18 protein-coding genes are annotated in these 21,966 nt (G+C 61.1%); 14 read left to right on the forward strand and 4 right to left on the reverse strand.

Translation table 11 applies throughout. The annotated features are described in order from the left end of the window. Positions 1-33 precede the first annotated feature (33 nt). Together AX768_RS01625 and AX768_RS01630 are read right to left on the reverse strand one after the other, a co-directional pair. On the reverse strand, positions 34-771 hold the full coding sequence (locus tag AX768_RS01625) for a 16S rRNA (uracil(1498)-N(3))-methyltransferase (RefSeq protein WP_061998500.1): 738 nt from the start codon (positions 769-771) through the stop codon (positions 34-36). Positions 772-832: 61 nt separating this feature from the next. Continuing rightward, entirely contained in the window at positions 833-1,246 is a 414-nt protein-coding gene (locus AX768_RS01630; RefSeq protein ID WP_061998501.1) for a VOC family protein, read from the reverse strand. 311 nt (positions 1,247-1,557) lie between these two features. On the opposite strand from AX768_RS01630, the gene tkt reads away from it, so the two are divergent. Next, complete coding sequence (gene tkt, locus AX768_RS01635) at positions 1,558-3,588, forward strand: transketolase (protein WP_061998502.1); 2,031 nt, start codon at positions 1,558-1,560, stop codon at positions 3,586-3,588. A 68-nt stretch (positions 3,589-3,656) separates the two neighbouring features. Then, positions 3,657-4,667 (forward strand): type I glyceraldehyde-3-phosphate dehydrogenase, encoded by a 1,011-nt coding sequence (gene gap, locus AX768_RS01640; RefSeq protein ID WP_061998503.1) that lies wholly within the window; start codon positions 3,657-3,659, stop codon positions 4,665-4,667. Positions 4,668-4,771: 104 nt separating this feature from the next. On the opposite strand, the gene fur is transcribed toward gap, so the two are convergent. After that, positions 4,772-5,200: a ferric iron uptake transcriptional regulator gene (fur, locus tag AX768_RS01645; RefSeq protein ID WP_056356132.1), complete on the reverse strand. Its 429-nt coding sequence runs from the start codon at positions 5,198-5,200 to the stop codon at positions 4,772-4,774. Between the two features lie 201 nt (positions 5,201-5,401). Here fur and bamE point away from each other — a divergent pair, with 201 nt between their 5' ends. From bamE to AX768_RS01690, 9 genes are all read left to right on the forward strand, one after another. Next, positions 5,402-6,229, forward strand: a complete 828-nt coding sequence (bamE, locus tag AX768_RS01650) for an outer membrane protein assembly factor BamE (protein ID WP_061998504.1) — start codon at positions 5,402-5,404, stop codon at positions 6,227-6,229. A 189-nt stretch (positions 6,230-6,418) separates the two neighbouring features. Continuing rightward, positions 6,419-7,216 (forward strand): 4-hydroxy-tetrahydrodipicolinate reductase, encoded by a 798-nt coding sequence (dapB, locus tag AX768_RS01655; RefSeq protein ID WP_061998505.1) that lies wholly within the window; start codon positions 6,419-6,421, stop codon positions 7,214-7,216. 34 nt (positions 7,217-7,250) lie between these two features. Further along, positions 7,251-7,955, forward strand: coding sequence for a MotA/TolQ/ExbB proton channel family protein (locus AX768_RS01660; protein WP_061998506.1), 705 nt, complete (start codon positions 7,251-7,253; stop codon positions 7,953-7,955). 35 nt (positions 7,956-7,990) lie between these two features. After that, on the forward strand, positions 7,991-8,416 hold the full coding sequence (locus tag AX768_RS01665) for an ExbD/TolR family protein (protein ID WP_061998507.1): 426 nt from the start codon (positions 7,991-7,993) through the stop codon (positions 8,414-8,416). A gap of 290 nt (positions 8,417-8,706) precedes the next feature. Next, a complete protein-coding gene (gene leuS, locus AX768_RS01670) occupies positions 8,707-11,301 on the forward strand; it encodes a leucine--tRNA ligase (protein WP_061998508.1) in 2,595 nt (864 codons plus the stop codon). A 74-nt stretch (positions 11,302-11,375) separates the two neighbouring features. Further along, on the forward strand, positions 11,376-11,927 hold the full coding sequence (locus AX768_RS01675; protein ID WP_062000691.1) for an LPS-assembly lipoprotein LptE: 552 nt from the start codon (positions 11,376-11,378) through the stop codon (positions 11,925-11,927). Between the two features lie 20 nt (positions 11,928-11,947). Next, entirely contained in the window at positions 11,948-13,063 is a 1,116-nt protein-coding gene (holA, locus tag AX768_RS01680; protein WP_061998509.1) for a DNA polymerase III subunit delta, read from the forward strand. A gap of 64 nt (positions 13,064-13,127) precedes the next feature. Further along, a complete protein-coding gene (locus tag AX768_RS01685) occupies positions 13,128-14,405 on the forward strand; it encodes a glutamate-5-semialdehyde dehydrogenase (protein WP_197672640.1) in 1,278 nt (425 codons plus the stop codon). 30 nt (positions 14,406-14,435) lie between these two features. After that, the gene (locus tag AX768_RS01690) at positions 14,436-14,852 is read left to right on the forward strand and encodes a CopD family protein (RefSeq protein ID WP_062000692.1); all 417 of its coding nucleotides are present in this window, start codon (positions 14,436-14,438) and stop codon (positions 14,850-14,852) included. Positions 14,853-14,908: 56 nt separating this feature from the next. Here the strand turns inward: AX768_RS01690 and AX768_RS01695 are convergent, their stop codons facing one another. Next, positions 14,909-15,661 carry a copper homeostasis protein CutC gene (locus AX768_RS01695; RefSeq protein ID WP_061998511.1) on the reverse strand — a complete coding sequence of 251 codons (753 nt, stop codon included), beginning with the start codon at positions 15,659-15,661 and terminating at the stop codon, positions 14,909-14,911. A 592-nt stretch (positions 15,662-16,253) separates the two neighbouring features. Here AX768_RS01695 and AX768_RS01705 point away from each other — a divergent pair. The 3 genes from AX768_RS01705 to AX768_RS01715 all read left to right on the forward strand — a co-directional run bounded on the left by AX768_RS01705 (position 16,254) and on the right by AX768_RS01715 (position 21,876). Next, positions 16,254-18,557 (forward strand): type I secretion system permease/ATPase, encoded by a 2,304-nt coding sequence (locus AX768_RS01705; RefSeq protein WP_061998513.1) that lies wholly within the window; start codon positions 16,254-16,256, stop codon positions 18,555-18,557. Continuing rightward, complete coding sequence (locus AX768_RS01710) at positions 18,554-19,831, forward strand: HlyD family type I secretion periplasmic adaptor subunit (protein ID WP_061998514.1); 1,278 nt, start codon at positions 18,554-18,556, stop codon at positions 19,829-19,831. Before AX768_RS01705 ends, AX768_RS01710 begins: the two co-directional genes overlap by 4 nt. Before the next feature lie 128 nt (positions 19,832-19,959). Continuing rightward, the gene (locus AX768_RS01715) at positions 19,960-21,876 is read left to right on the forward strand and encodes a TolC family protein (protein WP_172811907.1); all 1,917 of its coding nucleotides are present in this window, start codon (positions 19,960-19,962) and stop codon (positions 21,874-21,876) included. Positions 21,877-21,966: the final 90 nt, after the last annotated feature.

Consider the following 21,966-nt stretch of genomic DNA (forward strand, 5'->3'; position numbering starts at 1 on the left):
AAAAGAGGCGCCGGCCGGCTTTTGCGTTCCCAGTCACCATCCGCCCCATTTTGCTGCGAGCGCTGCCAGGACTGCAACGCCGGCCGTTTCCGTGCGAAGAATGCGCGGTCCAAGGCCGAGCGTGGTGAATCCGGCATCGGCGATAGCGGCTTCTTCTGCCGGCGAAAAACCCGCTTCGGGGCCGATTGCGATCGTGACCGGCGAGGTGGGCCCTTTGCCCGGAAGGGAAGCGAAACTCAATTCCGCCCTCGGCGACAACAACAAGCGCAACTCGCCGGTTTCGACGGGCGGCAGGCCATTCAACCATTTGTCGAGATCCAGCGCCGGCGTGACGCCGGGCACGCGATTGCGTCCGCACTGCTCGCACGCGGCGCGCGCCAGAGCCTGCCAATGGCTGTGCCGGCGGATCGCGCGTTCACCGGAAAGCCGCACCACGCCGCGCTCAGTGGTGAGGGGGATTACTGATGCAACGCCCAGTTCCACCGCCTTTTCAATCAGCCAGTCCATCTTGTCGCCGCCTGCCACGCCCTGCGCCAATGTCACACGATACGGCGTTTCGGCATCGCGTTCGATGAATGCATCGATGCGCGCGGTCGCCGTGCGCTTGCCGATTTCGAGCAGCCGCGCGCTGTATTCGCCGCCGGTGCCGTCGAACAGGATGATGGGGTCGTCGGTTTGCAGGCGCAGGACCTGGACGTGCCGGACGACATCGTCTGGCAGCGGCATGATTTCGCCCGCAACGAGCGGGCTGGAAACAAAGAAACGTGGCATGAGAGGGTGCGCCCAAACGCGTGCGGGCGTCCAGGCTAGTGATGAAAACGGAGGGTGTCGGTCAGTTCAGGTGCCGGGCGATTGCCCAGCGATACCCATCCGGGTCTTCGAATTGCGCGAACCGGTCGCCCCAGTACTGGTCTTGCGGTTCGATCAGCCCCTTCGCGCCGACGGCAATGGCGCGGCCATAGACGGCATCGACATCATCCACGTACAAGTAGAACGACTGGGGCGCCATCAAGCCCGTGCTTTTCGGTGTTCTTGCGTGCGACCCGTATGCGCCTTCCGGTGCGAACATCAGGATCAACTGTCCGCGATACGTCATCTCGACATGGATCACGGCGCCGTCGTCATTGACGCTGTCGCGTAGTGCAAAGCCTAGCGCCTGCTCATAGAACCCCGTGCTTACGCGAGCATCGCGAACCGTCAGATACGGCGTGAGCCAAGGGACATCGGCGGGGCGGGGGTCGGTCATTTCAAAATCTCCTCGGAGCGCGCTGGTTCATGCATTGTGCCATGGCGGTTGCGGGTTCAAGCCCGGCTTGGCCGCGTTGCGCCCGGATGCCTGATGCAGGTAGCGTGCCCGAGCGCCGGGTCGCAGCCGGTTTTCTTGCGCCCGCTTGGGCGGCCCGGTCGCGCCTGAGTCCCGGAGCCGTCTGCTAGAATGACGGGCTCCCGATCCTCTCCGTTTCTCGTCGCTCCGGTTGCTGAAAACGTGGTTTCGTCGTTCGCCCGGTGCGTCTCCAGAATCATCCCAGGATCTTTTCAGGACCTACCGGACTCGACATGACATCCCCGACTTCCAGCCAGACCACCCTGATGGCCAACGCAATCCGCGCGCTGGCAATGGACGCCGTTCAGCAAGCCAATTCCGGCCATCCCGGCATGCCGATGGGCATGGCGGAAATCGGCGTCGCACTCTGGTCGCGTCACCTGAAGCACAATCCGAGCAACCCGCACTGGGCCGATCGCGACCGTTTTGTTCTGTCGAACGGTCACGGTTCCATGTTGCTGTACTCGTTGCTGCACCTGACCGGCTACGACCTGCCGATCAACGAACTCAAGAATTTCCGTCAACTGCATTCGAAGACGCCGGGCCATCCGGAATACGGCATCACGCCGGGCGTGGAAACCACTACGGGTCCGCTCGGGCAAGGTCTGGCGAATGCTGTCGGCATGGCGCTGGCCGAGGCGCTGCTCGCCGCCGAGTTCAACAAGGACGGCGCGAAGATCGTCGATCACCACACGTACGTGTTCCTTGGCGACGGCTGCATGATGGAAGGCATCTCGCACGAAGCGTGTTCGTTCGCCGGGACGCTCAAGCTGAACAAGCTGATCGCGCTCTACGACGACAACGGCATTTCAATCGATGGCCACGTCGAACACTGGTTCCACGACGACACCCCGAAGCGCTTCGAAGCGTACGGCTGGAACGTGATCCGCGCGGTCGACGGCCATAACGTCGACGCGGTGGACGCTGCTATCGCGCAGGCCAAGAACTCGGACAAGCCGACGTTGATCTGCTGCCGCACGACCATCGGCAAGGGTGCGCCGACCAAGCAAGGCAGTCACGATTCGCACGGCGCGCCGCTGGGTCCGAAGGAAATCGCAGACGCCCGCGCTGGAATGGGCTGGACGTGGGAGCCGTTCGTGATCCCGCAGGAAGTCTATGCAGCGTGGGACGCGAGGGAATCGGGCGCGCGTGCCGAAGCCGAGTGGAACAAGCAATTCGATACCTACCGCGCGAAACATTCGGCCGAAGCCGCCGAGTTCGTGCGCCGCATGAAAGGCGAATTGCCGGCGACGTGGGCACAGGACGCGAAGAACATCATCGAAGCGGCAAATCAAAAGGGCGAAACCATTGCCACGCGCAAGGCTTCGCAGCAGACGCTGGACGGCCTTGCCGCCGCGTTGCCGGAATTGCTGGGCGGCTCCGCCGACCTGACGGGTTCCAACCTGACGAACTGGAAGGCGTCGAAGGCGGTGCGCGCCGGCGAGACCTCGAACCAGATCCAGTGGGGCAACCACATCAACTACGGCGTGCGCGAATTCGGCATGAGCGCGGCGATCAACGGCATGGTGGTGCATGGCGGGTATCGTCCGTTCGGCGGCACGTTCCTGACGTTCTCGGACTATAGCCGCAACGCGCTGCGAGTCGCCGCGCTGATGAAAGCGCCGTCCATCTTCGTATTCACGCACGATTCCATCGGTCTTGGCGAAGATGGTCCGACGCACCAGTCAGTCGAACAAACTTCGAGCCTGCGGCTGATTCCGCACTTACACGTATGGCGTCCGGCGGATACCGTCGAGACCGCTGTGGCGTGGACGTCGGCGATCGACTACAAGGGACCGTCGGCCCTGATCTTCACGCGTCAGAACCTGCTGTTCTCGGCACGCAATGACGTGCAGATCGCGAATATCGCAAAGGGTGGCTACGTGCTGCGTGACTGGAACGACGACATTCCCGCACGCAAGATCATCCTGATCGCCACGGGTTCGGAAGTCGAACTGGCGCTGAAGGCGGCTGAGAAGCTGGCGCAGGAAGGCATCGGCGCGCGGATCGTGTCCATGCCGTGTACCAACGTGTTCGATCAGCAGGACGCCGAGTATCGTGAGCGCGTGTTGCCGAAGGGCGTCGTGCGCGTGGCAATCGAAGCCGGCGTGACGGATTTCTGGCGTAAATATGTGGGTCTCGAAGGCGGCGTGGTGGGCATCGATTCGTTTGGCGAATCCGCGCCTGCCGGCGAGCTTTTCAAGTATTTCGGCTTTACCGTCGAGCATGTCGTGGAGACGGCGAAAGCCGCGCTCGCGGGCTGAACGGACGCTTTGACGAGCGGACCGGCAGCAGCGAACTGAACTTTTTTTCAGCCATCAGGAGATAGACCATGACGATTCGCGTTGCAATCAACGGCTACGGCCGGATCGGCCGCAATACGCTGCGCGCCTTGTACGAAAACGGCAAGAAGCATGACATCGAGATCGTTGCCATCAATGATCTCGGCGATGCCAAGACGAACGCGCACCTGACGCAGTACGACACGGCGCACGGCAAGTTCCCGGGCGAAGTATCGGTTGACGGCGACTACCTCGTGGTCAACGGCGACCGCATCCGCGTGCTGGCCAACCGCAATCCGGCCGAACTGCCGTGGGGCGAGCTGAACGTGGACGTGGTGCTGGAATGCACGGGCTTTTTCACGACGAAAGAGAAGGCCAGCGCCCACATCAAGGGTGGCGCGAAGAAGGTCATCATCTCGGCGCCGGGTGGCAAGGACGTCGATGCAACCATCGTTTATGGCGTGAATCATCACGTGCTGAAGGCGTCGGACACGGTGATCTCGAACGCATCGTGCACGACGAACTGTCTCGCACCGCTCGTCAAGCCGCTGAACGACAAGATCGGTCTAGTGAATGGCCTGATGACGACCATTCATGCATACACGAACGACCAGGTCCTGACGGACGTGTATCACGAAGACCTGCGCCGCGCGCGCTCGGCCACGCACAGCCAGATCCCGACGAAGACGGGCGCTGCATCGGCGGTTGGCCTGGTGCTGCCGGAGCTGAACGGCAAGCTGGACGGTTACGCGATTCGCGTGCCGACCATCAATGTGTCGATCGTCGACCTGTCGTTCATTGCCGCACGCGACACGACGGTGGAAGAAGTGAACTCGATCATGAAGGAAGCATCAGAAGGCGCGCTGAAGGGCATTCTGGGCTACAACACGGCGCCGCTGGTCTCGATCGACTTCAACCACAATCCGGCATCGTCCACGTTCGACGCAACGCTCACGAAGGTGTCAGGCCGTCTCGTGAAGGTGTCGAGCTGGTACGACAACGAGTGGGGCTTCTCGAACCGCATGCTGGACACGGCTGTGGCTTTGGCCAATGCGAAGTAAGGCAGCGAGCACGCTTTGCTGTAAGCACAAAAAAACCGCCGGTTTGCAAGAACCGGCGGTTTTTTATTTCCTGGCGTACGAACGTTACAACCGCTGCGAACGGATCAGTTTTTCCTGTGCGGACACTGTTCCTTCGTGCACGTGCCGTAGAGTGCGAGCGCGTGTTCGTGCAGCTTGAACCCGCGTTCTTTTGCGATATCTTGCTGGCGGCTTTCAATTTCAGCGTCGAAGAACTCTTCGACCAGGCCGCAGTCAAGACACACCAGATGGTCATGATGCGAGCCTTCGTTGAGTTCGAACACGGCCTTGCCGGATTCAAAGTTGCTGCGCGACAGCAGCCCTGCTTGCTCGAACTGCGTCAACACGCGGTACACGGTCGCAAGACCGATATCGAGTTCTTCGTGCAACAGGTTGCGATACACGTCTTCTGCAGTCAGGTGGCGCACCGGACTATGCTGGAAAATCTCGAGGATCTTGAGCCGGGGCAGGGTTGCCTTCAGCCCGATATTTTTGAGATCGGCGGGATTGGTCATGGCTAGGCATCCCTAGAGTACAATTCAAGGTTCTCATAGTAATGCGTTTTTACCGTTCTGGTCACCATCCGAACGAAATGGCGCGATCTCCGAAAGACTTCGAAACTTCCTGCGCCCATACGGGCAATGGGCCAGGCGAAGGGTGAAATGAAGGGTGAAATGTTTCCAAAATCTTTATTGAATTGCCGGGAGAGCCGTCGTATGCGCGGAACTTTGATTGCTGCCGCAACCATGACCGTCCTGGCCGGGTTGTCCGCTTGTTCCACCTATGACAGCGTCACGCAGAGCATCGCGCAACACATCACGCCGTATCGGATCACGGTCGTGCAGGGGAATTTCGTTTCGGCAGAAGCTGCGGCGCAGATGCAAGTCGGCATGTCGCGCGATCAGGTGAAAACGCTGCTCGGCACGCCGCTGCTCGCGGACATGTTCCACGCGGACCGCTGGGACTATATTTTCTACTTCAAGCGCGGATCGACTTCGGTTGTTCAGCAGCGCGATTTCGTGGTGAATTTCGCCGGCGATCGCGTGGCGAACTGGACGGGTGGCGAGAACCTGCCGTCGAATCTCGAACTGCTGGCTGAAATCGATGGCGACAAGGGCCGCAAGATTCCCGCAGCGCCGGTTCCGGGCATGGCGAGCGCAGCCGGCGCCAGCGGCGTTCCGGCTACGCCGGCGCCCACGACCGTCTCGGCGCCGGGTGGCGAGCCCAGTACGCAGCCGGATGCATCGAATGCATTCGCCGGCGACGCCAACCAGCAGGCCGCGCAAGCCGCCAACCGTGCAACGGCGGCTGTGGAAGCACCGACCGGACGTACCCGCTCGTCGGCCATGCCGAACGTGCCGGGCAATCCGAGCCTGCCACCGAACGTCAGCGCTGCCGGCAACTCGCAGATTCAGTTGCAGCGGCGTCCGCAGACGGTGACCATTCCGAACAGTGCTGCAGTCGGGCCTGCCGGTACGTCGCCTACGCCGGCAAACACGGATGGACAGGCAACGTTCTACGTACCATCGACGAAAACCAATTAAGCAGCACGGCGGGCGTCTCCTCATTGGCTGTCCCGCCGTTCTCGCCTGATTGCACTATCTCGCAAGCGGCCAACGCGCCGCTTCGACGCTTCTGATGCTTCTGCACGAATTGCTTGTTGCAACGACGGCAACACAACGGCAACACAACACCAACACAACGCAAATACGCTTCATCACGCGAGACACGCCATGAAAATCGCCATCGCCGGTGCATCGGGCCGTATGGGCCGCATTCTGATCGAAACCGTTCTCAATAATCCCGACGTGACCTTGTCCGGCGCGCTCGACCGCGCGGGATCACCGCAGCTTGGCGAGGACGTGGGTACGTTGCTCGGTAAAACCACGGGCGTGGTTCTTACTGACGATATCGAGCAGGTGTTTGCCGAAAGCGATGTGCTGATCGACTTCACGCGTCCCGAAGGCACGCTCGTGCATCTGGAAGCGGCGTTGCGGCATAACGTGAAAATGGTGATCGGCACGACGGGTTTCAGCGATCAGCAGAAGGCGCAATTGCGTGCCGCCGGCGAGAAGATCGGGATCGTGTTCTCGGCGAACATGAGCGTGGGCGTGAACGTGACGCTCAAGCTGCTGGAGTTTGCTGCCAGACACTTCGATAAAGGCTACGACATCGAGATCGTCGAGGCGCATCACCGGCACAAGGTCGATGCACCGTCAGGCACCGCGCTGGCAATGGGCGAGACGATCGCCAACGCGCTCGGCCGCGACTTGAAGGAATGCGCGGTGTACGGCCGGGAAGGCGTGACGGGTGAACGCGATCCCTCCACCATCGGTTTCGCTGCGATTCGCGGCGGCGATATTGTCGGCGACCACACGGTGCTGTTTGCGGGCATCGGCGAGCGCGTCGAGATCACGCACAAGTCTTCCAGCCGTTTGTCTTACGCTCAAGGTTCGCTGCGCGCCGCGCAATTCCTGGCGAGCCGGGAGCGCGGAATGTTCGACATGCAGGACGTGCTCGGCTTGCGTTGAGCCAGGCTGCAGATTCCTCCGAGGTCCGAGTTCAATGGCAACAACCGGCATCATTCATTACTTGCAGAGCAGCGACGGCATCACGCATGGCGTGGCGGGCGTGCTGCTGGCCATGTCGGTGGCGAGCTGGTGTTTTCTGATCGTGAAGGCATGGGTCCTCGTTCGTGCAAAACGCCAGGGGCCGCGCGCCGTACAGCGGTTCTGGCAGGCGGCGACGCTTGCTGACGGCATCGCGGAGTTGAAGAAAGCCGATCGCGAACGCGTGTATTTGCCGCTTGCGATAGCTGCGTGGCGTGCATCGGAGGCGGAAATGCCGGGTGCGTTGATCGCGCATGTCGAGCCCGGCGAGCGTGTGTTGCGCGCGCTCAGGCATGCGCTGCTGGCGTCTCAGCGGCGGCTTGAGTTCGGGCAGGTCTTGCTGGCGTCGGTGGGAAGCACAGCGCCGTTTGTCGGATTGCTCGGCACTGTCTGGGGCATTTATCACGCGCTCGGCAGCATTGCCGCCAGCGGGCAGGCGATGATCGAAAACGTGGCCGGTCCGGTTGGCGAGGCGCTGATCATGACGGCGTTCGGACTGGTCGTGGCCATTCCGGCCGTGCTTGCGTACAACGTGCTCGGACGGCTGGTGCGGCAAATCTCGGAAGAACTCGATGGCTTCGCGCACGACCTGCACGCTTACACCAACGGCACGGCGCCGCGCCGGGTGAAGAGCGCGGCCGTTCAGGACCACGTGGCCTGAGCCGAAGCTTCCCAACCGCGAACCGGAACTACATCATGGCATTCGGCGGACTGGACAAGAAATCGAACGGCGCTCCCATGGCGGAGATCAACATGACGCCGTTGATTGACGTGATGCTGGTGCTGCTCGTGATTTTCATCATCACCGCGCCTTTGTTCACGCACGCAATCCGGCTGGATCTGCCGAAGGTGGCATCGCAGGTCGTGCGCGAGACGCCGGACACGATCACGCTTTCCATCGATGACACCGGCAAGTTCTATTGGAACGACAAACCGGTCGCCTTCGAGCAGATGCAGGCGCAATTCGCGGCGGAAGGCAAGAAAGCGACGCAACCGGAATTGCATCTGAGGGCATCGGCGGCGACGCGTTATGACGTGATCGCACGGGTGATGGGCGCCGCGCAAAGCGCGGGCTTGAGCAAGATCGGCTTTGTGACCGAGCCTGCGAAGCCCACGCATTGAGAGAATCCGGGCTTGCGAGGCGAGCCGGTCACCCAAAGGCGCGCCTCGCCAGAACCCTTCGCCTCAACGGTATAATCGCGCTTTGGCCGCGCGGGCGGCCTCCATGTCTACATTGCGTCACCGGGGCATGGAACCACGCTGAAGGAGCGGCCCGGGCACCATGCCAGACGGCCTCGATCTCGACGAGACCCGTGACCGACGCCCGCCGAGCATCGCCCGGAGCCTGGCCGTGACGCTTTTCCGGGCAACACAGCCACATCGCCGCAAGGCAAAACCGCCAAGACCACACCATGCAAGATAAATACGTACCCGCCGACGTCGAATCCGCAGCGCAAAGCGACTGGCGCGCGAAAGATGTCTACCGGTCGACCGAAACCAGCGACAAGCCGAAGTTCTACTGCGTGTCCATGCTGCCGTATCCGTCGGGCAAGCTGCACATGGGCCACGTGCGCAACTACACCATCAACGACGTGATGTACCGGTTCCTGCGCATGAACGGCCACAACGTGCTGATGCCCATGGGCTGGGACGCGTTCGGCATGCCGGCGGAAAACGCGGCGATGGCGAACAACGTGCCGCCGGCGAAGTGGACTTACGACAACATCGACTACATGAAGAAGCAGATGCAGTCGATGGGGCTGGCTATCGACTGGTCGCGGGAAATCGCGTCTTGCAAACCCGAGTACTACAAGTGGAACCAGTGGTTGTTCCTGAAGATGCTGGAAAAGGGCATTGCGTATAAAAAGACCGGCACGGTGAACTGGGACCCGGTCGACCAGACGGTGCTTGCGAACGAACAGGTGATCGACGGCCGCGGCTGGCGCTCGGGCGCGCTCGTGGAAAAGCGCGAAATCCCGATGTACTACATGCGCATCACGGAATACGCGGACCAGTTGCTCGGCGACCTCGACGGCCTCGGCTGGCCCGAGCGCGTGAAGTTGATGCAGCAGAACTGGATCGGCAAGAGCTTCGGCGTGAATTTCGGTTTCCCCTACGAGATCGACGGCGAAAGCAAATTGCTGCGCGTTTTCACCACGCGCGCCGACACCATCATGGGCGTGACCTTCGCAGCGGTCGCCGCGGAACATCCGCTGGCAACGCGCCTTGCTCGCGACAACCCCGCGTTGCAAACCTTCATTGAAGAATGCAAGCGCGGCGGCGTGGCCGAGGCCGATGTCGCGACCATGGAAAAGAAGGGCATGCCGACCGGCTTCCATGTCACGCATCCGCTGACGCAGGAAAAGGTCGAAGTGTGGATTGGCAATTACGTGCTGATGAGCTACGGCGAAGGCGCGGTGATGGGCGTGCCTTCGCACGACGAGCGCGATTTCGCGTTCGCGAAGAAATACAACCTGCCGATCAAGCAAGTGGTCGCGGTCGAAGGCAAGACCTACAGCACGGACGCGTGGGAAGAGTGGTATGGCGAGAAGGGTACGGGCACGCTGATCAACAGCGGCAAGTACGACGGCCTCGGCTTTGAAGAAGCCGTGAACGCGATTGCGGCCGACCTGAAGGCAAAGAATTTCGGCGATAAACAAATCACCTGGCGTCTGCGCGACTGGGGCATTTCCCGCCAGCGTTATTGGGGCACGCCGATTCCGATCATCCACTGCTCCGCGTGCGGCGACGTGCCGGTGCCGGAAGCCGATCTGCCGGTCGTCTTGCCGGAAGACCTCGTGCCGGATGGCACGGGCAACCCGCTTGCGAAGTCGGAAGCATTCGTGAATTGCACATGTCCGAAGTGCGGCGCGCCGGCAAAACGCGAGACGGACACCATGGACACGTTCGTGGATTCGTCGTGGTATTTCTCGCGCTACGCCGCGCCCGACGCGAAGACCATGGTCGACGAACGCACCGATTACTGGATGCCGATGGACCAGTACATCGGCGGAATCGAGCATGCCATTCTTCACCTTCTGTATTCGCGTTTCTGGACGAAGGTCATGCGCGACCTGGGTCTCGTGAACTTCGACGAACCCGCGAAGAACCTGCTCACGCAGGGCATGGTGCTGAACGAAACGTACTATCGTGAAGACGCGGCAGGCAAGAAGACGTGGATCAACCCGGCGGACGTGACCGTGTCGCACGACGACAAAGGCCGCCCCGTCGGCGCAGTGTTGAACGCCGACGGCCAGCCGGTCGTGATCGGCGGCGTGGAGAAGATGTCGAAGTCGAAGAACAACGGTGTTGATCCGCAATCGCTGATCGATGCCTACGGCGCCGACACGGCACGCCTCTTCGTGATGTTCGCGGCACCCCCGGAGCAATCGCTCGAATGGTCGGGCACGGGCGTGGAAGGCGCGAGCCGCTTCCTGCGTCGCGTCTGGCAACTGGCGCATGGCCGCGCCGACGCGCTCAAGACGCACGGCAAGCTCGATACATCCAAGCTCAACGACTCGGACCGTACACTGCGCCGCGAGATCTACACCATCTTGAAGCAAGCCGACTTCGACTATGGCCGTTTGCAGTACAACACGGTTGTATCGGCGGCGATGAAGATGTTGAACGCGGTGGACGGCGCGAAAGACGCGACGCCGGCCGTGATCAACGAGACCTTCGGCGTGTTGCTGCGCGTGCTGTATCCCGTCGTGCCTCACCTCACGTTCCAGTTGTGGCAGGAACTGGGTTACGCGAACGTGTATGGCAGTCTGCTCGATGCACCCTGGCCGAAAGTCGACGAAGCCGCGCTCGAGCAATCCGAAATCGAGCTCGTGCTGCAGGTGAACGGCAAGGTGCGCGGCTCGATGATCATGGCCAAGGATGCGTCGCGCGAGGACATCGAAAAGGCTGCGGTTGCGCACGAGATGTTCGAGAAATTCTCGGAAGGGCGCACGCCGAAGAAGGTTATCGTCGTGCCGGGCCGTCTGGTGAACGTGGTCGTATGAGCCTGAAATCGCGCGCCGCGCAAATTCTGGAGGACGTTGTGAGCAGCAAAGGCTTCAGTTCGACCCACAAAAAGATCAGCCGACGGTCGGTCCTGTCGCTCGCGTGCGGCGCGTTGCTGCTGTCCGCGTGCGGTTTTCAGTTGCGCGGTCAGCAGGACTACGCATTCAAGCGGCTGGCAATCGTCGGCGGCACGCCGGAGATGCTCGGACGCCTGCAGCGCGTAGTGGAAGGCGGCAGCGATACCGTGATCGTCAAGGCGTCCGAAAAGCCCGACGCCATCCTTTCGCTGAGCGGTGGCAGCGGCATGAGGACGTTGAGCCTGAATGCGCAAGGGGTCGTGCAGGAATACGAGCTCGACTACAACCTGTCTTACTCGATGACCGGCGCCGACGGCACCATTCTCATCCCGTCGAGCACGATCGCTTTGAACCGCGCGCTGACCTATAGCGACCAGTTCACGTTGGCGAAGGGTACGGAAGCGCAGACGCTGTTCCGCGACATGCAGTTCGACGCCGTCGATCAACTGACGCGTCGGCTCGCCGTCGTGCGGTCGCTGCATCCGGCGCCGAGCGAAGCGTTGCCGGGCATCGCGCCGCGTGCGCCGCTGCCTGTGCCGCCGCTTTAAGCGCGCACGCCGCGAACACCATGCAACTTCGACTCGACGCGCTCGATGCGCACCTCGCCAAAGGGCTGAAAGGCCTGTACGTCGTTTATGGCGACGAGCATCTGCTCGTGCAGGAAGCATCGGACAAGATTCGCGCGTCGGCTCGGGCGCAGGGATTCACGGACCGCTCGGTATTCGTGGTCGACCGGTATTTCGACTGGAGTTCGCTGCTCGGCGCCAGCCAGTCGATGTCGCTCTTCGGCGACCGCCAACTCGTCGAGTTGCGCATTCCGACGGGTAAGCCCGGCAAGGAAGGCGGCGAGGCGCTGAAAACGCTGGCCGCCGCCGACAACCCCGACGTCCTCACGCTCATCACCTTGCCGCGCCTCGACGCCGCTACGCAGAAGTCCGCGTGGTTCACGGCGCTGAGCGGCCCGGGCGTGGCGATGAAGATCGATCCGGTCGAGCGCGCGCAGTTGCCCATGTGGATCGGGCAGCGGCTGAGCGCGCAGAACCAGCGGGTTGCGCCAGGCGAAGACGGGCGGCGGGCGCTGGTTTTTATCGCCGAACGGGTGGAAGGCAATCTTCTTGCCGCGCATCAGGAAATACAGAAACTCGGGCTTTTGTATCCCACCGGCATTCTCACGTTCGAACAGGTTCACGACGCCGTGCTCAACGTCGCGCGCTACGACGTGTTCAAGCTGAACGAAGCCATGCTTACCGGCGATATCGGCCGATTGACGCGCATGCTCGACGGGCTGAAGGGCGAGGGCGAAGCAGGGACGCTCGTGATCTGGGCGCTGGTCGAAGAAGTGCGCACGCTGCTGCGCATGAAACGCGGCGTTGCGGCGGGCAAACCGCTCGCTACGCTGCTGCGCGAAAACCGCGTCTGGGGACCGCGCGAACGGCTGATCGGGCCGGCGCTTTCGCGCGTCAGCGAAGCGGCGCTGGAAAAGGCTTTATCGCTGGCGGCGAAGCTGGATCGGCAAGTCAAAGGCCTGTCAGGCGGAAGTGGTCCGCGAGGCGGGGCCGGTCCCGGCGATCCGCCACCCGATGTGTGGGACGGCATGTTCGAACTCGCGATGACTGTCGCGTCCTCGGGCAGTCCGCTGCAAGGCAATGCGCCGAAACCCGCGCCACCTCGGCGACCTGGCTGACATCGGCTTAGAATCAGGCTTATCTTTGCGCTTTTCGGCGCTCCAGCGTTCCAAGAGAATGACGATGACCAACATCGACGAATACATGACCGACCTCGGCCGCCGCGCGCGCCGGGCTTCACGCGCCATGGCGCGGGCCTCGACGGGCGCCAAGAACGCCGCACTCGCGGCGATTGCGGATGCCATCGAACGCGAGCGCGCCGCGCTGAAAGACGCCAATGCGCGAGATCTTTCCCGCGCCCGCGATAAAGGCCACGACGCTGCGTTCATCGACCGGTTGACGCTTTCGGAGAAAGCACTCAACACGATGATCGAAGGCTTGCGGCAAGTCGCCGCGTTGGCGGATCCTATCGGTGAGATCAGTGGTTTGAAATTCCGGCCGACCGGGATTCAGGTCGGACAAATGCGCGTGCCGCTCGGCGTGATCGGGATCATTTATGAGTCGCGGCCGAATGTGACTATCGATGCCGCCGCGCTGTGCCTGAAGTCCGGCAACGCGGCCATCCTGCGCGGCGGTTCCGAGGCGCTCGAATGCAATGCCGCGCTGGCGAAACTGATCGGCGAGGGACTGGAGGCGGCCGGCTTGCCGCAAGAGGCGGTGCAGGTCGTAGCGACTGCGGATCGCGCCGCAGTGGGCAAGCTGATCACCATGACCGATTACGTGGATGTCATCGTGCCGCGCGGCGGCAAGAGCCTGATCGCGCGCTTGATGGAAGAGGCGCGCGTGCCGATGATCAAGCATCTCGACGGTATCTGCCACGTGTACGTGGATGACCGCGCCGATCTCGTCAAGGCGCTCAACGTTTGCTTGAACGCGAAGACCCATCGGTACGGGACCTGCAACACCATGGAAACGCTGCTGATCGCACGCGCGATTGCAGCGGACGCGCTGCCGATGCTGGCCAACGCATTCAGGGCGAAGGACGTGGAATTGCGCGTGGACGCGGCGAGCCGTGCCGTACTCGACAATGCGCGCTACGACGGCCCGCTCGTTACCGCCACGGAAGCCGACTGGAATACGGAATACCTTGCGCCGATCTTGTCCGTCAAACTGGTCGACGACCTGGATGACGCTATCGATCACATCAACACTTACAGCTCGCATCACACGGATGCCATCGTCACCGAAGACCACGACCGCGCCATGACTTTCCTGCGCGAGGTGGATTCGGCAAGCGTGATGGTCAATGCCTCCACGCGTTTCGCCGATGGTTTCGAGTTCGGCCTGGGTGCGGAAATCGGCATTTCGAACGACAAGCTGCACGCACGCGGGCCGGTCGGGCTGGACGGTTTGACATCGATGAAATATGTGGTTCTAGGCCACGGCGAAGTTCGCCAATAACCCCGCCTACCAAGCGAGAAAATGTCTCAGATGCTCTGGATCAAAGCGTTTCACATAGTACTGGTGGCCTCGTGGTTTGCCGGCCTGTTTTATCTTCCGCGCATCTTCGTCAACCTTGCAATGGAAACGGAACCGGCGGCCATCGCCCGCTTGCTGATCATGGCGCGCAAGCTGTTTCGCTTCATGACGTTCATCGCAGTGCCGGCTTTGGCTTGCGGGTTATGGCTCTTGCTGGTGGTGGGTATTGGCCAGGGTCAGGGATGGATGCATGCAAAACTGACCATAGTCGTACTGATCATTATTTACCACGCTTACTGCGGCGTCCTGCTGCGCACGTTCGCACGTGGCGAGAACAAGCGCTCGGACAAGTGGTACAGGATGTTCAACGAACTGCCTGTGCTCGGTTTGCTTGGCGCGACACTGCTGGTTGTTCTCAAGCCGTTCTGAAGTCAAGCTCGTTGCACTAGAAGAAACGCCGGACGCAAGTGCCGGCGTTCTGCATTTCAGCCGTCATTCGCCTTTGCAATGATCTGCTTCACCAGTTCAGCCGACGTCTCCACGATGGCATATTCATCCTGCCCCGGCCCCCCCATCTTTACCCGCTCATTGCGATACCGCATGCCGCTTGCAACAGGCGCGCGGGCAGAGGTGTGATATTCGATGCACCCGGTTTCAGCGACCAGTTGCGCGATGTTGTTCAATCGCACCCCGGCGCCGGGCATGACGACCATCCGCTCCCCGGCTGCCTCGCGAAGTTTGTTGATCAGCGCGGCGCCTTGCGGTGCGGTGGCTTCCTGCCCGGAGGTGAGGAGGTGGCTGCATCCAGCATCGACGATGTCCTCCAAAGCTTTGAACGGATCACGCGCGACGTCGAACGCGCGATGAAACGTCACCGCCATGGGGGCTGCCAGTTCGACCAGTTGCCGCGTACGAGACACGTCGATGTCACCGTCGGCAGTGAGCAGCCCGAGCACCACGCCATCCACGCCGAGCTCCTTGCATGCGCGAATGTCCCGCTCCATCACCTCGAATTCGATGCCCGAATACAGAAAGTCGCCGCCGCGCGGGCGGATGATCACGTTCAACGCAATCTGCAGCTTGTCCCGCGCGCTCAGGATCGCGCCGTAAGAGGGCGTGGTCCCGCCTTCCAGCAAGTTGTCGCAAAATTCGACACGGCTCGCGCCGCCGGCTTGGGCCGCCAGGCATGAAGTAACGGAACCGGCGCAGATTTCGAGCAAAACAGAGGGTATGGACATCGAAGGGCTTTCCCGATCAAGGCGCAGTTTGCAGCTTAAATCAGCCGTGCTGATATTTCAGCGTGCGCTCGAGACATACGAACATGATTTTGAATAACGCTCGGATCAAATTTACCTCGACTTTCGTTCTGTCCGGCGCAGCGTTGGAACCAGGGGCACAAATCGACAGCCGCACTTTCAATACGCGAAACGACGGCTGATCGGGCGCGGGCGTTTTCACCTGCGATTTTTACGTTGCAACCTCCGCTTCACGTCTCCCTACGGCATAAGTCGTTAATTCTGCTGCAAAAAGTTCGTCTTGGAATCGCCTATCCGGCATCTGTTTAATTAGGACGTTTCTCATGGTTTTCCGAGTCATCGACAACGAAAATCAACCCATCGCATTAGATCAGTGCGCCCAGTAGCAATTACGGATTCCTTTCCGGTCTTGTATTTAAGACGCTTCCGATTTTCCGCGTCCATGCCCGTACAGATAATGCACGCGCTGAAATAAATGCAATCCGCGACGAATCGTTTCACGTCAATTTAGCGACGTATCCACCTCGGCCGGTCAACGGGCATCATCCACGCCGGCGCTCAAAAGTCAAAAGCCATGAAAAATGAAGTACCGGGCGCAGTAACGCCCATTCAGCCGGACGATGACAACGCCTTGGCGTTATCGAAGAAGGTCGACGATACCCTGCTGCGAAGTCTCGTATGGATGGCGGCCTATCACGGCAAGCCGACCAGCGAGGCGGCCATGCTGTCGGGCTTGCCCGCGGGACGTTTTATTTCGCCGAAGCAGGCGCAACTCGCCATGGAGCAATCGGGCTTCTCGGTGGGCGTGATCGAACGCCAGCCACACGAAGTCTCGCCCATGTTGCTGCCCGTCGTCCTGTTCAGAAAAGACCATGGTGGTTGTGTGCTGATCGGCCGCTCGCCGACCGACGTCAAGCTTATCAAGCCGGCAGCGCAAATCAAAGAGGGCCAGCAGCCAGCCGAAGACGAAATGGAAGCGGCTTATCTCGTCGTCCTGCCGGAAGCGGGCTCGAAGGTCGTGGCAATCGGCGTGAGTCAGCTCAAGGCGAATTACACCGGCTTTGCCATGCTCGTGAAACCGGTCGGGCGCAATGACATGCGGGCCGGACGCCCGGAAGCCAAGGAAAGCGGCCACTGGCTGCTGAGCACCTTGTGGCGCTATCGCCGTTATTACTGGAGCGCTGCCCTCGGCGCGTTGCTGATCAACGTGCTGGCTCTCGCCGGCACCTTCTTCACCATGAACGTCTATGACCGTGTTGTGCCGAACCAGGCGTTCGTCACATTGTGGTCGCTCGCAATCGGCGTGGCGATTGCCATGCTGTTCGAATTCATTTCGCGCAACGTCCGGGCACATGTGCTCGATGTCGCGGGCAAGAAGGCCGACCTGATCATGGGCGCCATGCTGTTCAAGCAGGCGCTGGCCATCCGCATGGAGCACAAGCCGACGTCATCGGGATCGTTCGCCAACCAGTTGCGCGAGTTCGAATCAGTGCGCGACTTCGTTGCGTCCGCAACGCTTGCAACCATCTCCGATCTTCCGTTTACCTTGCTTTACATTGCGGTGATTTTCATGATCGCCGGGCCGCTTGGGTTCATCCCGCTGGCGCTGATTCCGGTGATTATCGGCGTGAGCCTGTTCATTCAGTGGCCGCTCAAGAAGACGATGAAGGAAAACCTGCGTGAATCGTCGTTGAAGCAGGGCGTGTTGATCGAAACGGTGGAAGGCATCGAAACGCTCAAGGCCACGGGTGGCGAGCGTTATATGCAGGAGCGCTGGGAGCTGTTCTCGGCCAAGGCCTCCGATACCTCGATGAAGTCGAAGCGCCTCTCCACGCTGGCCACCAACTTCGTCACCTGGATTACCCAGTTCGAAACCGTGATGATCGTGGTCGCCGGTGTGTACCTGATCTCGGACGGCAAGCTGACCCAGGGCGCGTTGATCGGTTCAGTGATCCTCGCGAGCCGCGCATTGGCGCCGCTTGCCCAGGTAACGGGTCTCGCCGTGCGCTTCCAGCAAGCCAAGGCTGCGATGGATTCGCTTAGCGCTCTGATGAAGAAGCCGGTCGAACGCGATCCGGAAGTGGATTACCTCGATGGTCCGGTGGTGACGGGCGCGATCGAACTGAAGGGCGTGGGTTTTCACTATCCATCGCCGAACGGCATGAAGCCGCCCGAATTCCTGAAGAACATCAACATCAAGATCGAAGCCGGCGAGCGCGTAGGGATTTTGGGGCGCGTGGGAAGCGGCAAGTCGTCGTTGCTGCGAGTCATGGCGAATCTTTACCGTCCAACAAGCGGACAGCTTTTCAGCGATGGCATCGATGTCTCGCAAATCGATCCGTCCGACTTCCGCGCTTCGGTAGGTTATGTGGCACAGGACAGCCGCCTGTTCTACGGGTCGTTACGTCAGAACGTGATGATCGGCCGCCCCGATGCATCCATTCATGAACTGCTGCGAGTCGCGAAGCTCACCGGGCTGGACGCCATGGCTGCCAGCAATCCAAGTGGCTGGAACATGCAGATCGGCGAGAACGGCGATGGTCTGTCCGGCGGCCAACGCCAACTGGTCGCACTGGCCCGCACGCTGATCATGCGCCCGAAATTGCTGCTGATGGACGAACCCACCAGCGCCATGGACACCCAGACCGAAGCCGCGTTCATCCGCGATCTGGCGAGCACCACGCAGGACACCACTTTCGTCGTGGTCACGCATCGTCCGTCTTTGCTGCAACTGGTCGACCGGATCATCGTGGTCGATGGCGGCAGGGTCGTCACCGATGGTCCGAAAGAAGATGTATTGGCCGCGTTGCGCACGCCGGCCGTCACACACGCGACGTCCGGCCATGAAGCCGCGAGCGCCACGAAGGAAACAGCATGAAAACACTTACCAAGATTGGCCGCTGGATTCGCGGCCTGACACCGGCTGGCCGCCGCAAGAACGCCGCACCGCGCATTCACCCGGCACACGCCGCGTACATGAACGATCTGCGCGAATCGCTGCTGGCGCAATCCATTCCCGGCACGATGATCGTGCTTTATCTGGTCGCCGCCATCATGGTGTGCGGTCTGGTCTGGGCGAAATTCGCCCGTGTTGAAGAAGTCACGCAGGCTCAGGGAAAGGTCATTCCTGTGAGCCGGGAGCAGATCATCCAAAGCCTGGAGGGGGGCATTCTTTCGGACATGCGCGTGAAGGAAGGCGATGTGGTCGAGAAAGGCCAACTGTTGCTCAATATCGATCCGAAGCGTGCCGACTCGAGCTACGCAGAAGGCTTGTCGAAGCTGATCGGCCTGCAAGGCAAAGTGGCGCGCCTCAAAGCCGAAGCGTTCCATACGGCCCTCGTTTTTCCTGCCGATGTCGCCGCAGACCAGACAGTCGTGCAAAGCGAAACAATGGCCTATCAGGCCCGTCGCCGGGCGCTGGAAGATAGCGTGTCGTCGCTTCAGCGCAGCTACACGCTCGCCATGAACGAATTGAACATGACCGAGCCGCTGTCCAGACGCGGTCTTATTTCGGAAACCGAAGTATTGCGCATGAAACGTAGTGCAAACGACCTGCAATCGCAGATCGTCGAGCGCCGCAACAAGTATCAGGCCGATGCCAACGACGAATTGTCGCGGCTCGAGCTGGAACTCTCGCAGACCAAGGAGAACCTCGTTGGACGCGCCGACGTGCTGAAGCGTACGACGCTCGTGGCGCCGGTCAAAGGCACCATCAAGGACATCAAGGTGACGACGCTCGGCGGCGTGATCCAGCCTGGTCAGCAGATCATGAGCATCGTGCCGTTCGCGGACCAGTTGATCGTCGAAGCACACGTGAAGCCTTCGGATGTTGCTTTCCTCAAGCCGGGACTGCCGGCCATGGTGAAGGTTTCGGCCTATGACTTCGGAATCTATGGGGGCTTGAAAGGGCATGTGATCAACATCAGTCCGGACACGCTCGTCGATGAAAAAGCTGCGCCCGGAAAGGCCGATGCAATCTATTACCGTGTCCAGGTCCTGACCGATAAAAGCGAACTCACGGCGGCAGGCAAGCACCTCCCGATCATTCCAGGCATGACCGGCAACGTCGAGATTCGCACGGGCGAAAAGACAGTCCTTTCGTACCTGCTGAAACCGATTTTCAAATCGCGTGAAGCGTTCCGCGAGAGATAAGCATCATGTCAAATTCAACACGCATCGCCCGGCCTGACCGCGGCGAAGAGAAACTTATCAAAGATGTCTATCGCCGCCGGCCGCTGGTTTCGTCATTTGGCGTGCTGGTCGGTTCCGGAGTGGTTGCAATGGCAGCACTACCGTCGGTCGCCAAAGCGAAGTCAGCGCTTGACGACATGGCGTGGCTTCCGCAGAACGCGCAGTTGTCGAACGGTGCTGCAACGGTGCCCAGGGCCATAGTGGCGTCGCCATTGCGCACCATCAGCGTATCGCCGAACGGTGGCAACGAGTTGGCGCCGGTGGCGCATACCGCCCAGCCGGTGCAGCCAACTGTTACGCGGATCATTGCGCCGGCCGCACCCGTCAACGCGGCACCGCGTCCGCGCGGTTTCGCCGACATGGGTTTTGCGCCTACCGTTCCGGTGCAGGCGGCAGTAAGCGCGCCAGTGGCGCAACGGCCGGTCCAGATTGCGCGGCAACAGGTTGTAGTGGGTGTATCGGCCTCGCCGATCCGTCCTTCGCTTGCAGAGAACCCCGCGCATGACATGCAGGCTGACCTGCAGGCGATGCGCGCCGAGATGGCGCGATCCGCCGCGACGGCGCAGGAACCAGTCATCGTGGCACCCTCCAAAACCATGTTGGCCGCGCCGTCCGCGTTGCCGCCCATGCGCGTCGAAGACATCAAGCCGGGGCCTGCGCCTGCGGGATTGGATGCGGACACGCCCGCCGAGGTGAAGGGTCAGCGCAAGACGCGCAATGCTGACCGTGGCTATGCGGACTGGCTCGACGACAAGGAAGGTGCGAAAGCGCAGATCGATCGTTCCGTGGTTCCCGAGCAGGCGGTGCGCAGCGCATTGCGTGGGGCCGTGGATACCGCCGCAGAGCGCAATGCGGCGATCCGCCAGGCACGCAACGACTGGGAAGCCGCGAAATACGATGTCGACCAGGTCAAGGGCCAGCGCTGGCCGCAGGTTCAGGTCGGGGGTAATTCGCCCGCACTGACAGGATCCCATACGACATTCGATGACAGCAACCGTGCCTCGGCCAATGTCAGCGTCACGACCATGGTGTATGACTGGGGGAAGACGAGCAAGAATATTGCAAGTCGCTCGAAGACCGCGGAAGCGGCAGAGTTCTATCTGAAAACAATCGAGCAGCAGAATGCATATGACGTTTCGTCGACGCTCGTGGATCTCGCAAAATACCGTGCGGTCTACGCCGCCGGTGACAGCTATGTGAAACGGATGTCGGCGCTGGTCGACATGCTGGTTGAAATTACCAAGGTGGATCCAGGCCGCCTGAGCGAGTTGAGCCAGGCAAGAGCGCGCCTGCTTCAGGCGCAGACGTCGCAGGATACAGTCGCCGCGCAGGTTCGCTCGCTCGAACTCAACGCCCGCAAGCTCGTTGGCGATCAGGAAACGGCAATGCCGCATGGCACGCGCTGGCAGTTGCGTCTTGATCCACTCGACAGCGCCGTTGCTGCCGTCGCACAAAATCCTGCCATCGAGCAGGCCACGGCCGAAGCCGCCGCTGCAAGCCTGACGGCGAAATCGGTACGGGCAGCTTCGCTGCCGCAGTTGAACTGGGTGATCAACAAGACGACCGCGCACGATTCGTTTAATAACGTGCAGCCGTGGACCACCATGCTCCAGCTCACCTGGACGCCGTTCCAGGGCGGCAGCCAGCGCGCGGCGGAGCGTGCGGCGCTTTCGCGTGCGGCATCGAGCAGCGACAAGCGCGATCAGTTGCAGCTCGATTCGGAATTTCGTGTCCGCGATGCCCACCGCGATGCGATCGCCCTTGCAACGCGGGCCCAGCTGTATGCGCAGTTATCGACGGAAACCGATCTGGTGCGCAAGCAGTTCTTCGAGCAGTGGTATCACTTGAACCGGCGCACGTTGGTCGACGTCTTGCTCGCGGAAGCCGATTTCTATAACAACCAGGTCAGTGAGGTCACGACCCAGTTCGACGCATATCAAGCAATTCTTAAAATCCATTTAAATAATGGGACGTTGAATCAGTGGCTGATTGACGGCGCAAGCTGACTTGCCATGGCCTATCTAACGTATTAATCATGATCGGCCGTGACTGGCCATATAAACGTCCGCTGATGCAATGCGCATCGGTGGACGTTT

This window comes from Burkholderia sp. PAMC 28687, assembly GCF_001577465.1.
In the GTDB taxonomy this organism is placed as follows: Bacteria; Pseudomonadota; Gammaproteobacteria; order Burkholderiales; family Burkholderiaceae; genus Caballeronia.